We start from the raw sequence: 15,739 nt of genomic DNA on the forward strand, positions 1-15,739 counted from the left end.
TCTCCCAACGAATGAAAAAGAATACCTGATGAAAAAAAGGATTTTATTAAAAATAGGCTCTAACACCCTTACCAAGGAAACCAATCAGATTTCCCGAGGAAAAATAGAGGACATAGGTAGACAAATAGCACTGCTTAAGGACGATTATGAGTTTGTCATTGTAAGTTCCGGGGCCATTGCCGCAGCTAAGCAGTTCGTGAAATTGGAGCACAACGGAGAGGAAATCAACGTAAAACAAGCATTGGCCGCTATTGGCCAACCGCATTTAATGCGCATGTTCCAAGAGAGCTTTAGGGAATTAGGAATTTTTGCCGCACAGTGTCTTTTATCGTATTCGGATTTTGAGAACCCAAAATCAAAAGCCAATATCAAGAATACTATAGACATTTTGGTAAGCAATAATTTTATTCCTGTCATTAATGAGAATGACACGGTTGCGGCAGATGAAATTCAGTTTGGCGATAATGATAAACTGGCCGCATTAACGGCTGCCTTGCTTAAAGCGGACCTTTTAATAATTGCCACCAATACGGATGGGATATATACCAAAACTTCCATAGAAAACGGAAAACCGGACACTATTGCAGAAGTATTAGGTATTGATAGTCTGCAACAAGAAATAAGCTCGCACAAATCATCGCACGGTACCGGAGGAATGCAATCCAAAGTGGAAGCTGCTACCATTGCCCAAAAGGCCGGTATTGAAACTTGGATTGTAAACGGACTTAACGACAACTTTATAACCGATGCTTTTGAGGGGACGGGCAAGCATACCAAAATAAAGACAAAAGACGGTCACTTTTTAGCGGACCATTGATGTAGATAACATCCACAGAAAAAATAGAATAGCAAGAGAAAAGAACACAAATGAAACATTACCTTTCTTTACAAGACATAGATTCGTTGGAAAACTGGGTGAAAGAGGCCCGAGATTTAAAAGAAGCCCCAAGGAAACACAAGAACTTAGGTTCGGATAAAACTATTGGGTTGTTATTCTTCAACAACAGTCTCCGTACTCGCTTGAGCACCCAAAAAGCAGCTATGAACCTTGGAATGGAGGTAATTGTCATGAATTTTGGAAGCGAAGGGTGGGCTTTGGAATATGCCGATGGCACGGTTATGGACCAAGGAACTTCAGAACACATTAAAGAAGCGGCACAAGTTATATCACAGTACTGTGATATTGTTGCCATTAGAGCCTTCGCTGGATTGCAGGACAAAGAAGAAGATGAGGCCGAAAAGGTTTTGAACGGATTTAAAAAATACGCCAGCGTACCCATTGTAAATATGGAAAGTTCAGTAGGCCACCCGTTACAGGCTTTGGCCGATGCCATTACCTTGGCCGAACAAAACACTAAAACAAGACCTAAGGTGGTGCTTTCTTGGGCACCTCACCCAAAGGCATTACCTCATGCCGTAGCCAATTCATTTGTAGAAATGATGCATTTGCAAGATGCCGATTTCGTAATCACACATCCGGAAGGCTACGAATTGAACCCAGAAGTCACCAAAGGAGCAACTATTGAGTACGACCAGAACAAAGCTTGCGAAAATGCCGACTTCATTTACGTAAAAAACTGGAGCAGTTACAACGATTACGGCAAAGTCTTAAACCAAGATAAAAGCTGGACCATGACCCCGGAAAAAGTGGGTAACGCTAAATTTATGCACTGTCTACCGGTACGTAGAAACATAGTAGTTGCGGATGCTGTCCTAGATGGCGACCAATCTTTGGTCATAGAACAGGCCAACAACAGAACTTACGCCGCACAAATTGTATTGAAGAAAATATTGGAACAGTAAACCCATGAAGTTATCTATTATAAAAATAGGCGGTAACGTCATTGAAAACAAAGAAGAACTCTCTAAATTCCTAAAGGCTTTTTCTGAATTGGAAGGTCCAAAAATATTGGTGCATGGCGGTGGAAAACTGGCCACCCAATTGGGAAAAAGGCTCGGTATTGAATCCAAACTCATAGGTGGACGCCGTATTACAGATGAAAAAAGCCTTGAACTGATTACCATGGTCTATGGCGGACTCGTAAATAAAAATATTGTGGCGGAGCTACAATCCTTGAATTGTAATGCTATTGGACTTAGCGGTGCGGACGGAGATACCATTCAAGCGCACAAAAGACCTGTAAAAGATATTGATTACGGCTTTGCTGGAGATGTAGATGGTGTAAACGCAACGGTTATTACAAAGCTATTAGAAGCAGGGCTAACTCCCGTTTTCTGTGCGATGACCCATAATGGCGAGGGGCAACTATTGAACACCAATGCAGATACCATTGCTTCTGAGTTGGCCATTGGCATGAGCTCTAGTTACGAAACCACCCTTTATTATTGTTTTGAGAAAAAGGGTGTCCTAATGGATGTAACCGATGAAGAATCAGTAGTTAAGCATATTGATACCGAATCCTACAAAAACCTGCTGGAGCAGAAAATTATTGCAGATGGCATGCTCCCAAAAATGGAGAATTGCTTTCACGCCCTTAAACAAAACGTACATCAGGTACGCATTGGAGACATAGGCATGTTAGACCCTAAATCCACTTTATTCACTACCCTTACCCTATAAAAATGGAACAAGCAGCATTAACGCAAAAAGCAATAGACTTATTAAAAGAACTGATTTCGATTCAATCGTTTTCATCTGAAGAGGATAAAACTGCGGACGCCATTGAGAACTGGTTCAAAGCTTTTGACATTCCTTTTAAACGTCACTTGAACAATGTGTACGCGGTAAACAAACACTATGATGAAAGCAGGCCTACCTTGCTTCTAAATTCGCATCATGACACGGTAAAACCAAATTCGGCTTACACAAGAGACCCTTTCAACCCACATATTGAAGATGGAAAACTTTATGGTTTGGGCAGTAACGATGCCGGTGGCGCTTTGGTTTCCCTTATCGCAACGTTCACCCACTATTATGCGGAAGAAAACCTAAATCATAATATTCTAATGGTAGCTTCTATGGAAGAAGAAAGTTCAGGCCCTAATAGCCTACGTGGACTTCTGCCACACCTGCCAAAGATTGATGTTGCCATTGTAGGCGAACCTACTTTGTTGGATTTGGCCATAGCTGAAAAAGGATTGGTCGTTTTTGATGCGGTCATAAAAGGCACTCCATCACATGCCGCACACCCCAACGATAACAACTCCATTTACAACACTATTGAAGTATTGGAGTGGTTCAAAAACTATAAGTTTGATAAGGTTTCAGAAGCCTTAGGCCCCGTAAAATTAACGGTTACACAAATTAACGGAGGCTCACAACATAACGTGGTTCCTGCACAGGTAGACTTGGTTATAGATGTGCGTGTAAACGACAAATACACCAACGGAGAAATTGCTGAAATTCTAAAGAATGAAGCGCCTTGTGAATTAAAGGAGCGCTCATTAAAATTGAATTCTTCGGCTATTGATACAAATCATCCATTAGTGCAGTCGGGAATTGCATTAGGAAGAAAAACCTACGGCTCCCCTACACTCTCGGACCAAGCCGCATTAACCTGTCAGTCCCTTAAACTAGGACCTGGCGACAGTACACGTTCACATTCGGCAGACGAATACATCTACGTCAAAGAAATAGAAGACGGAATAGATTTGTACATTAATTTATTGAAAGGATTTATAAAATAGCGATTAGTACAAAGCACCGAGTATTGAGATTAATCTCAATACTCAGCACTCAATACTAACTACTCAACACTAAGAAAAATGAAACTCTGGGACAAAGGCTTTAGCACCGATAAAAAAATAGACCATTTCACTGTTGGAAACGACCGTGAGCTTGATTTACACTTGGCAAAATACGACGTTATTGCTTCGCAAGCGCATGCCAAAATGCTGGGTAAAATTGGATTGTTGACCAATGAGGAAACTGCGGACTTGGTAAAAGAATTGGATGTCATTGCCGAAACCATTGAAAAAGGCAAGTTCGTAATTGAAGATTCGTTTGAGGACATGCACTCGAAAATAGAATATGTACTCACTGAAAAATTAGGCGACACCGGTAAAAAAATACACACTGCACGGTCTAGAAACGATCAAGTTTTGGTGGCCATGCACCTATACCTGAAAAACGAACTTTCAGAAATAAAATTAGGCACCAAGGAGTTGTTTGATTTGCTTTTGGAACTTGCAGAAAAGCACAAAGACGTTTTGCTTCCGGGATATACTCACTTACAGATTGCAATGCCATCTTCTTTTGGGCTGTGGTTATCCGCCTATGCAGAAAGTCTTATTGATGATTTATATTTTGTTGATGCAGCTTATAAGATAGCGGACCAAAATCCTTTAGGAAGTGCAGCCGGTTATGGAAGCTCCTTCCCTATAGACCGTAGTTTCACGACAAAGGAAATGGGTTTTGAAACTTTAAAATATAACGTTGTTGCCGCTCAAATGGGCCGTGGAAAAGTGGAGAAAGCAACTGCTTTTGGAATGGCAAACATTGCCGCTACCCTATCAAAACTGGCTATGGACATCTGTTTGTACATGAGTCAGAATTTCAACTTTCTGTCTTTTCCAGATGAGTTGACCACCGGTAGTAGTATTATGCCGCACAAGAAAAACCCTGATGTTTTTGAACTGGTACGGGGTAAATGTAACATGCTACAGAGCATACCCAATCAGTTGACTTTGGTTATCAACAACCTACCGAGCGGATATCACCGTGATCTGCAATTGGTAAAGGAAATTATTGTTCCCGCCATTCAGGATATGAAGGCGTGTATTGAGATTCTTACTTTCAGCCTTAAAGAAATGCAGGTGAACAAGGGCATTTTGGAAGACCCGAAATACGATTATCTGTTTAGCGTAGATACCTTGAACGAATTGGTACAGAGTGGATTGCCTTTTAGAGATGCCTACAAAAAAATGGGGCAAGAAATTCAAGAAGGCACCTTTACGCCAAAGCGAGACATTCATCATACGCATGAAGGTAGTTTAGGTAATTTATGTTTGAAGGAGATTAAAGGGAAGATGGACAAGATTTCTTAAATTGCTAGGCATATTATAGAACCAGGCTTCATGAAAACGCAAATACAGTACCTCCATTTTTGTCTCTTTATTTTAATCATGGTGATAGGGCCAAGTATAAACGCCCAAGACACCTACCAAAGAAACACCTCAGCGGATGTACAGGATTACGTTTTCGGGCTTACTTTAAATGATGCATCCAACAGCATAAAAGGAGAAGCTGAAATTACTGTTGATTTTAAAAATGAAGTGAATCCGTTTACATTGGACCTCATCGCCAAAGGAGATACCTATGGCATGCAAGTGACCCATGTTTTTGAAGGCGACAAAGAGGCCAACTATAGCTACGAGCAAAACAAAATAAACATAACGCCATCTGAATCTGAAGAAAAAACAAGAACTTATAAAGTGGTCTATGAAGGTATTCCTGAGAGAGGCCTTGTCATAGACACCACTAAATTTGGGCAACGTTCTTTCTTTGGTGACAACTGGCCCAATCTGGCGCGGCATTGGCTTCCATCGGTAGACCACCCATCGGACAAAGCTACTATTGAATTTAGGATTACCGCTCCCGACCATTATGATGTAGTGGCCACCGGCGAAAAAATAGAAGAAAGCAATCTGGGCGAAGGGTTAAAATTAACTACATACAAAGAACCTGCTCCCGTTGCCATGAAAGTAGTAACCATTGGCGTTACGAAATTTGCAAGCAAACTGTTGGACGAGGTGTATGACATTCCCGTTTCGGCATGGGTCTATCCAGAAAATCGGTTGGACGGATTCTCGGACTATGGTGTAGCTACCAAAGTGCTGAAATATTTTATTGATAATATTGGCCCGTATTCTTACGCTAAATTGGCCAACATGCAGGCCAAGACCCAATGGGGAGGTCTTGAAAATGCCGGTACCATTGCTTATTTTGAAAATTCCGTAACCGGAAAAAACGAAGTAGAAGGACTTATTGCCCATGAAATAGCCCACCAATGGTTTGGTAATTCTGCCAGTGAAAACGATTGGAACCATGTTTGGCTCAGCGAAGGTTTCGCTACTTATTTCGCTATCCTTTATCAAGAAAGCATATATGGGAATGACAAGCGAAAAGAGGAATTAGAACTGGACCGTAAGCAAATCATAGACTATTATCAAAAGAACCCATCACCCATTGTAGACCCTTCCATAACTGACCCAATGAAGGTTTTAAGTACAAACACCTACCAAAAAGGAGGTTGGGTATTGAATATGCTGCGCCATAAGTTAGGCGATGAATTTTTTTGGAAAGGCATTAAGGCCTATTACAAGGCTTTTCAGAATTCCAATGCAATGACTGTAGACTTTCGGAAAATAATGGAACAGGCTTCCGGCGAAGACCTTGAGCCGTTCTTTCAGCAGTGGCTGTTTATAAAGGGTTATCCTGAACTTAAATGGGATTGGAACTACAATAAGAAGCATCTCCAAATTAATCTTACTCAAGTTCAAAAGCATCATATTTTTAAATTTCCCATTGAAATAGGTGTTGTTAAAGACGGGGAAATTGTCATCTACAAAATGGATATGGAAAACGCCAGAAAGAACTTGACCATAAAACTAGACTACCAACCGGATGATGTTGTTCTAGACCCGGAATCTTGGTTGTTGTTTGAAGAGAAAAGCAACTAAATATACCCACCACCACTCTACGCTTTAACTTCCTTCCCTCTTGAACATAATACTAGAGAGGTAGGTTTATCTTACAATAATCTTTTGTTTTTCAGAACTATTTACTGCTCTAAAAATCAATGTTGTAGTCATATTTCCCCTACTCAAATATGTCTCACACTTATAATTTTAACAAACTCACCTTGTAAATTATAGTATTCACAACAAAAATTCTTCGACAGAATACCATTCTTATACTTTTAAATACCAATAAACCAATACCCAACCATTTTTAACCTACTACCCCACATGAAAAGAATTTTCATTCCCCTAATTTCCCTTTGCATATTTTCTTGTAGTACTGATTTGGAAGAAGATACCCTGGATGCAATTGATGAAACTACCAAAACAACATCTGAAAATGAGGAAGAGACCGAAGAAACAACCTCAGAAAACACAAATTCAATTCCTGTTTTTGAAGCAGCCAACTATTCAATAAATGAGCACTCATTAGCTGCCAGTTCTATTGGTTTTGTAACTGCTACCGATAGTGACCAAGATGAAATAACTTACTCCATAGAGTCTAGTGCCGATCTTGTAATTGACGAAGTTACCGGTGAAATCATAACGGGTCCGCTGCTTAAACTAGATTTTGAAACAAAGGATTCCTACACGTTTATGGTCTCTGCATTTGACGGTAAAACTATAGTTGACAAGAGTTATGACCTAGCAATTAACAATGTAGACGAAGTTACACTTCTAACGGACGAACAAAAGGAAGTTGTTGCTTACGCCCAACATTTAGCCTATTGGAAAGGAGATAGTAACATTCCTCTAGACTTTAACCAAAAATGGGCAAACTCTATGAAATTGCACCTTACCGGAACCATTTCAGAACAATATGAAATTACTACGGAAAGCGTCTTAGAACAGTACAACGCATTATTCTCTTCTGGAGATTTCAACATATCGTTAGTTCAAAATTCCGAAGATGCCAATGCAATTTTATTTTACGGCAGTAAAGAAGAGGTAGAAGGGGTTTGGCCTGATATGTACGATGAAATTAAAGATGGGAATTACCATGGTTTTGCTATGAGCCCGTCCGAAAATTCTGTTTTGGTCTCCACCCGAATATGGATATCAAACCCGGCCGATGCACTTTTAAAACATGAGCTGGGGCATGCACTAGGTTTTGGACATTCTAATAAATGTGAAGACGAAGGAAGCTTTTTGTGCTCTCAAATTAGTACAGAAAATGATTTCCTAGAAGTAGAAAAAGATATTATTCGTTTCATCTACAGTTCTAAAATTACCGCTGGTCTTACCGAAGAAGAAATAGAGGCAATTCTAGCTGATATTATACTAAATGAGGAATAGTCCATAAGATATAGTCTCCATCATTTTATCTAACCTGTACGCGAATACTACCCCAAACCAACCAGAAATGACTAAAAACCTACTGCCCATTCTGCTATTTTTATTTTTTAGCGCTAGCACAGTTGCCCAATCATTTACCTCAATTTGGAATACCAATAATACAGAAACAGGTTCTTCTGCTAACAACCAAATAACCATACCTACCAACCCCGCATACACTACTTACAATTATGATGTAGATTGGGGAGATGGTTCTACGGATACTGGGGTAACAGGCAATATAACTCATGACTATGCCGCACCAGGCACCTATACAATTGAAATAAGTGGCACTTTCCCATCTATCTATTTTAATGATGACCGGGCTAATGATAAACTAAAAATCATTGAAATATTGGCTTGGGGTGATATTCAATGGCAGACTATGGAAAATGCTTTTTTTGGGTGTGCAAATATGAATTTTGATTTAATCGATTCACCAGATTTGACCCAAGTAACTTCATTTAAAAATATGTTTAGAGGAGGAACTTCATTCAATGGAATTGTGAATGAATGGGATATAAGTACGATTACTGATCTTTCTGGAACTTTTGCAAATTGTAACACCTTTAATAGACCTTTAGATTTATGGGATACAAGTAACGTTACAGATATGTCTGAAACTTTTACTAGTGCAGGTCAATATAATGAGCCATTAGATAATTGGAATACTGGTGCTGTAACTAACATGTCCGCAATGTTTAGTAGTGCTGGTAATTTTAACCAAAATATCAACAATTGGAATGTTGCTCAGGTAGCAAACATGTCTTCTATGTTTAGATATACTAATAGGTTCAATTTCCCATTAAATAATTGGATTGTAAGCAACGTAACAGATATGTCGTCCATGTTTGATGGTTCTGCTTTTAACCACCCTATTGGTAATTGGAATGTAGCTAGTGTAACAAATATGTCTGGAATGTTTAGACATGCCGTTTACAATCACCCTTTAGCTAGTTGGGATGTATCTTCTGTTCTAGATTTCTCAGAAATGTTTCAAAGACATAGAACTTTTAATCACCCCTTAAACAATTGGAATGTTACTAATGCTACCAACATGTCTAGCATGTTTGACGGTTGGTATTGGGATCAAGTTTACAACCACCCTTTAGATAATTGGAACGTAAGTAATGTTTCCGATATGAGTTATATGTTTAGAGATAACTCTGGTTTTAACCAAGATATAAGTGGATGGAATGTTAGCAATGTAACTAATATGGCAGGTATGTTTTCGCTAACAGATGTATTTAATCAAGATATAAGTGGGTGGAACGTTAGCAGTGTCACGAACATGTCCACAATGTTTCAACAGGCACAGGTGTTCAATCAACCCCTAAATAATTGGAATATAAGTAATGTAACTAATGTCTCATCAATGTTTGATAGGGCTTCAAGTTTCAATCAACCATTAAATTTATGGAACCTCAGCAATGTTACTAGTTTCCAAAATATGTTTAACCGTGCAAGTTCTTTTAATCAAGATATAACGGGCTGGAATACATCTAGTATTACCGATATGTCTGGTATGTTCACTTCTGCCATTACTTTCAACCAAAACTTGGGTATTTGGGATATTTCTTCTGTGACCAATATGACAAATATGTTGTCAAATAGTGGAATATCGCAGGAAAATTATGATAATACATTAATTGGTTGGGCTGGTCAAACTGTAAATACTGGAGTAAATTTAGGCGCAACAAACCTACAATATTGCGATGCCTTAAGCCAAAGACAAAGTTTAATAGATGATGATGGCTGGACAATCTCCGGAGATGCGGTCAACTGTTCGTATGTATTGTGTACCGATATTACGATGCCGCATGCAAGTGATACAGCTACACCTGCAAATAGCGATATCCGGTGGGATCCTGCACCAAATGCCACAGGGTATAAAGTTACCTTAGAAATTGAACGTGGTGGGGTTCGTAGTTATGCTACTATTGGTGGAAATACCGCTAACAATTATGATGTAGGAAATACCGTAGGTTTAGACTTTACCAATGAATTTATGGCTAATGACACCGTATATGTTACCGTAGTACCTTATAATGGTGAAGGGGATGCCGTAGGATGCCAAGAAATTAGTTTTACTGTAGTTGAAAGTTGGGTTAACAGAACCGATGTTTTTAAGATCACTATTGATACTAGAAATTTAGATACCAGTTCTTCTGCGGCAAATCAATATAGAATAGAACTAAATGATGGTTATCCTGACTATTTAACATACGACTTTAATATTGATTGGGGAGATGGGCAGTATGATAATAATGTTACAAATGATATAACACATTCTTATTTAAACCCTGGAATTTATACAATTGCAATCATTGGAGATTTTCCTGCATTTTACCACAGTTCCAGCAATAGAGATAATAAAAAACTTATTTCAATGGACCAATGGGGAGACCAGGTTTGGGGTTCTATGCAAAGTACGTTCTATTACTGCCAAAATATGGAATACAACGCAACGGATATTCCTAATCTTACACAAGTTGAAAGCATGCAAAATATGTTTGGTGCTTGTTTTTTGTTTAACGGTAACATTAATGATTGGGATGTTAGTAATGTTACTAATATGAGTGGTGTTTTCTTAGCAGCTCAAGCTTTTAATCAACCATTAAATAAGTGGGATATAAGTAATGTAACAACTATATCTACAATGTTTCTTGGTGCGGATGCCTTTGACCAAGCACTTGACAATTGGAATACCAGTAATGTAACGGATATGTCCAGAACTTTTGAACAGACCGAATTATTCAATCAGAACATTAATAATTGGGATGTTAGTAATGTAACCGATATGTCTAGTATGTTCGAAAGAGCACTGCTTTTTAATCAACCACTAGATAATTGGGATGTCAGTAATGTAACCGATATGTCTAAAATGTTCGATGGTTTTGTATATGACATTCCATTTAATCAGCCTTTAGACAATTGGGACGTCAGTAGCGTAACCAACATGACAATGATGTTTAGGAGAGCAATAGACTTTAATCAAAATATTAATGGTTGGAATGTTACTAACGTAACAAACATGGCTTTAATGTTTAACAATACAGATGCCTTTAATCAACCTTTAAATAATTGGAATGTATCATCTGTAACAGATATGAATTCTATGTTCAACGGAGCAGATAATTTTAATCAAAATATTAATGGTTGGAATGTTACCAATGTAACTAATATGTCCTCCATGTTTAACAATGCATCAAGTTTTGACCAACCACTAAACAGTTGGGACGTAAATTCTGTGGTAAACATGTCTAGTATGTTTCGTGGTGCATCAGAATTTAACCAACCCTTAGATAACTGGGATGTAAGTGCAGTAGCGAATATGACTTCTATGTTCGAAGATGCCGTACTGTTCAACCAACCTATAAGTACATGGAACGTTAGTTCTGTAACCCTTATGGAATCTATGTTTGAAGATGCCGAAGTTTTTAATCAAGATTTAAATAATTGGAACACTGCAGTAGTAACCAATTTTGAAGCGATGTTTAAAAACGCTCTAGCATTTAATCAACCGCTATCTAATTGGAATACTGGTGAAGCATTAACCATGCAAGAAATGTTTATGGGAGCTTCTACCTTTAACCAAAACATTGACCCTTGGGATGTTTCCTTTGTAACCACTATGGAAGCCATGTTCAATGGAGCAACATCATATAACCAAACCATGAACTCTTGGAACGTAGCTTCTGTAGCTACTATGGAAGATATGTTTAAAGATGCAATAGCCTTTAATGAAAATATTGGTGATTGGAATGTTCGTGGTGTTACTACTATGGAAGAAATGTTCAGCGGCGCAACCATCTTTAACCAAGACCTAAATAACTGGCGTATTTCTGGAGTAGAGAACATGGATTATATGTTCAGAAATGCATCGGCATACAACCAACCTATGGATTTATGGAATCCAGGTTTAGTAACAATGCATGCTATGTTTGATAATGCCATTGCTTTAAACCAAAGTTTGGCAGAATGGGATGTTAGTAATGTTACCAATATGAGTGACATGCTAGACCATACTGCTCTGGTTAGAGAAAACTACGACAACACTTTAATTGCTTGGTCAGAGCAAAACCTAACTCCTGGTATTACACTTGGTGCAGAAGATTTACCTTATTGTGATGCACAGGAAGAAAGACAAGCTATGATCGATAATTTTGGTTGGACATTTAACCAAGATGTTCGCGATTGTCCCATACCAGATTGTACCCTATTAACCTCTCCGCTTAATGGCGATACAGATGTACCGGTAAATACAAATATTACGTGGGAACACGCTTTATACGCAGAAGGATACCGTTTAACAGTAGGCACAAGCTCAGGAGGCAACGATATTGTAAATAATGCCACTATCACCAATGAAACCTCATACGAGTTTGCATCCGATTTCAATACTGGAGATGTAGTCTATGTAACCTTAATTCCTTTTAATACAGAAGGAGATGCTGTTGGTCCATGTACCGAAGAAAGTTTTACTATATCAAGTAATCCGGCAACCATACCAGATTGTACTACTTTAATTGAGCCTTTAGATGGAGTAACTGATGTTGCTGTAACCACAGACCTAAGTTGGAACCCTATTTCCAACGCAGATGGCTATAAAATAACAGTAGGAACCTCAGCAGGGGCAAACGACATTCTAAATTCGGAAGATGTTGGTAATATTACCACTTACGAATTTGCAACAGACTTGCCTGAAGACAGTGATATTTTCGTGACTATTATTCCTTATAACGATGAAGGTGATGCCACAAGTTGTACCGAAGAAAGTTTCCATACGGAAATAATTCCTGTACCACCGGTTTGTACAAATTTAACAACTCCATTGAATGGTGCAACTGACGTACCTATTGATACGCAATTAAGTTGGACAGCGGTATCTAACGCTACTGGATATTTAGTAGTTGTTGGAACTACTTCTGGTGGAATTGAAGTAGTAAACAATATTGACGTTGGTAATTTTACCACTTATAATATTCCTGGAGATTTACAAGAAGCTAGGATGCATTACGTAACTATTATTCCGTATAATGCAGAAGGTGATGCAACAGGTTGTATAGAAGAAACCTTTACTACAGGAGATTCTACGAGTCCTCCGTCATGCACAAGTTTATCTGCGCCAATACATGGAGCAACTGCGGTTGCCCCTGATACCAATTTAACATGGGCCGAAATAACTTCTGCTACGGGGTACAAATTATCCGTAGGTACGTCTTCAGGCAGTTCTGATATTTATTCTGGAGATGTTGGCGATGTTTTAATTCACGATCTTGCTGCTGATTTACCCGAGAGCACAACAATTTATGTAAGTGTTACTCCGTACAATGATAATGGCGACGCCATGAGCTGTACAGAAGAAAGTTTTACTACCGATGGTGTGCCGCTTTGTACAACGTTGTTAATGCCTGCAAACGGAGCAACAAATATTGCGGTAGACTCTAATATGGAATGGAACCCTAGTGGCAACACTAATGGCTATAAATTAACGGTAACTGCTAGCAGTAGTACTGCCAATAATTTAACCAATGTTGATATTACATCAGGTACTACACACACTTTTGCGAATGACTTTGAAAGAGGTGAAACTGTTACTGTCACTATTACGCCATACAACGATACTGGTGATGCAATAGGGTGTACCTCGGAGAGCTTTACTATTATTCCTCCTCCAATACCAACATGTACTACTTTAATCACACCAACGGCAGGAGCTGTTGATATTGCTCCAAGCACTAATTTAGAATGGAACGCAAGCACAGATGCAGACGGTTATAAACTTACCGTTATGGCAAGTAATAGCACGTTAAACAATATAACAAATGTTGATATAACTTCGGGTACCACATATAATTTCGCCAATGATTTTGAACAAGGTGAAACCGTTACCGTTACCATTGTACCATATAACTCCGTTGGGGATGCTATTGGATGTACTTCGGAAAGTTTTACAATAAAACCTGTGCCTACTTGCACAGCTCTAAGTTCACCTACAAATGGTTCTATAGATATTGCAGTAGATTCTGATATTACCTGGAATACTGTAACAGATGCTACGGGTTATAAAGTATCTGTAACCGGCAGTAGCAGCACCGCAAACAACCTAACAGATTTTGATACTACAACTACAACCTATGATTTTACCAATAATTTTGAACAAGGTGAAACCGTTACGGTTACCATTACCCCATATAATGAAGTGGGAGATGCTATTGGGTGTACTTCAGAAAGCTTTATTATTGAGGCCGTACCGCCATGCACCTATTTAAACACCCCTACAAATGGCACCATTGATGTAGCTGTTGACACAAATTTGGAATGGCAACCTATTACCGAAGCAAATGGATACAAGTTAACCGTTTTAGCAAGTAGCAGTACGGGTAATAACGTAACCGATTTAGTTTTATCAACCGGAACATCCTATAGTTTTCCAAATGATTTTGAACAAGGCGAAACGGTTACAGTTACCATTGTTCCTTACAATAATGTTGGAGACTCCATTGGATGTACTTCGGAGAGTTTTACTATAAAGACCATACCCATGTGTACCAACTTGGTATCTCCTGTAAATGGAGATATCATACAAACTACAAGCGAAATTAGCTGGAATCCAGTTATAAACGCTGATGGTTATAAATTAACTATTGATGGTAGCAATAGTAACGCAAATGACATTTCCAATTATGACACAACAGATACCACTTATGTTCTTCCAAATGATTTTGATGAAGGGGAAAATGTTACGGTTACCATTACTCCGTACAATGAAGTAGGTGATGCGATGGGGTGTGCCTCGGAAAGTTTTGTAATACGGCCAATACCTTCTTGCACCAATTTAACAGTTCCTCTAAACGATGCAACTGAAGTTTCTATCTTGACCGATATTTCATGGAATCCAAGCTCAGATGCCGATGGTTATCGAATTTCAGTAGGTACATATCTAAACGGTACCGATATTGTAAACAATGAAGACGTAGCTTCTTTAACCAGCTATACCTTTGCTGAAAATTTACCTTCCGAAAGTTTAATTTATGTTACCATTACCCCATACAACACTTCCGGAAGCGCTATTGGTTGTACAACAGAAAGTTTTGAAACGGAAATAATAGCTCCGGGATGTACTCAATTGTCCAGTCCGTTCAATGGAGAAAACAATGTACCATTGGAAAGTAGCATTTCATGGAACGCAATAGATAAAACAGAAGGTTATCGCTTATCAATCGGAACCACTCCTAGTGGAACTGAAATCCTCAACAATCAAGATTTAGGTAATACTACAACATATACGCACACAGAGGAGTTTCCTCTTGATACACAAATTTATATAAATATTGTTCCATACAATAGTGCAGGTAACGCAGTACAATGTGAAGAACAGTCCTTTACCACGGTTATACCGGAAGATGACACCAAGTATGGCTTCTCACCGGATGGAGATGGAATAAACGAATATTGGCATATAGATAATATTGAGTACTATCCGGAAAATTCGGTAATGATTTACAACAGATGGGGAGATGCCGTTTTTCAAATAAACAATTACGACAATAACTCCAATGTTTTCCGTGGTGAGGCCAATTTAAAGACAAAAATGGGTGCAGGAAAATTACCGGCAGGAACTTATTTCTTCCACATTCAGATTGAAGGCGAAACTATTCTTAAAAAAACTACAGGGTACGTAGTAATCAAGCGTTAA

Annotated in this window: 8 protein-coding genes; all 8 read left to right on the plus strand. The window is 38.7% G+C overall.

Features of this window, described 5'->3' with window-relative positions; all coding sequences use genetic code 11:
* Positions 1 to 28 precede the first annotated feature (28 nt).
* The 8 genes from proB to Q4597_RS00910 all read left to right on the plus strand — a co-directional run bounded on the left by proB (position 29) and on the right by Q4597_RS00910 (position 15,739).
* On the plus strand, positions 29 to 817 hold the full coding sequence (gene proB, locus Q4597_RS00875) for a glutamate 5-kinase (protein ID WP_303404400.1): 789 nt from the start codon (positions 29 to 31) through the stop codon (positions 815 to 817).
* 50 nt (positions 818 to 867) lie between these two features.
* Positions 868 to 1,803 carry an N-acetylornithine carbamoyltransferase gene (locus tag Q4597_RS00880; RefSeq protein ID WP_303404401.1) on the plus strand — a complete coding sequence of 312 codons (936 nt, stop codon included), beginning with the start codon at positions 868 to 870 and terminating at the stop codon, positions 1,801 to 1,803.
* Positions 1,804 to 1,807: 4 nt separating this feature from the next.
* On the plus strand, positions 1,808 to 2,581 hold the full coding sequence (argB, locus tag Q4597_RS00885) for an acetylglutamate kinase (RefSeq protein ID WP_303404402.1): 774 nt from the start codon (positions 1,808 to 1,810) through the stop codon (positions 2,579 to 2,581).
* A gap of 2 nt (positions 2,582 to 2,583) precedes the next feature.
* A complete protein-coding gene (locus tag Q4597_RS00890; RefSeq protein ID WP_303404403.1) occupies positions 2,584 to 3,648 on the plus strand; it encodes a M20 family metallo-hydrolase in 1,065 nt (354 codons plus the stop codon).
* A 78-nt stretch (positions 3,649 to 3,726) separates the two neighbouring features.
* Positions 3,727 to 5,007 carry an argininosuccinate lyase gene (argH, locus tag Q4597_RS00895; RefSeq protein WP_303404404.1) on the plus strand — a complete coding sequence of 427 codons (1,281 nt, stop codon included), beginning with the start codon at positions 3,727 to 3,729 and terminating at the stop codon, positions 5,005 to 5,007.
* Between the two features lie 30 nt (positions 5,008 to 5,037).
* Positions 5,038 to 6,642 (plus strand): M1 family metallopeptidase, encoded by a 1,605-nt coding sequence (locus tag Q4597_RS00900; protein ID WP_303404405.1) that lies wholly within the window; start codon positions 5,038 to 5,040, stop codon positions 6,640 to 6,642.
* 288 nt (positions 6,643 to 6,930) lie between these two features.
* The gene (locus Q4597_RS00905) at positions 6,931 to 7,998 is read left to right on the plus strand and encodes a hypothetical protein (RefSeq protein ID WP_303404406.1); all 1,068 of its coding nucleotides are present in this window, start codon (positions 6,931 to 6,933) and stop codon (positions 7,996 to 7,998) included.
* A gap of 67 nt (positions 7,999 to 8,065) precedes the next feature.
* A complete protein-coding gene (locus Q4597_RS00910) occupies positions 8,066 to 15,739 on the plus strand; it encodes a BspA family leucine-rich repeat surface protein (RefSeq protein WP_303404407.1) in 7,674 nt (2,557 codons plus the stop codon).

It is taken from the genome of Zobellia sp. 1_MG-2023, from assembly GCF_030549125.1.
Lineage (GTDB): Bacteria > Bacteroidota > Bacteroidia > Flavobacteriales > Flavobacteriaceae > Zobellia > Zobellia russellii.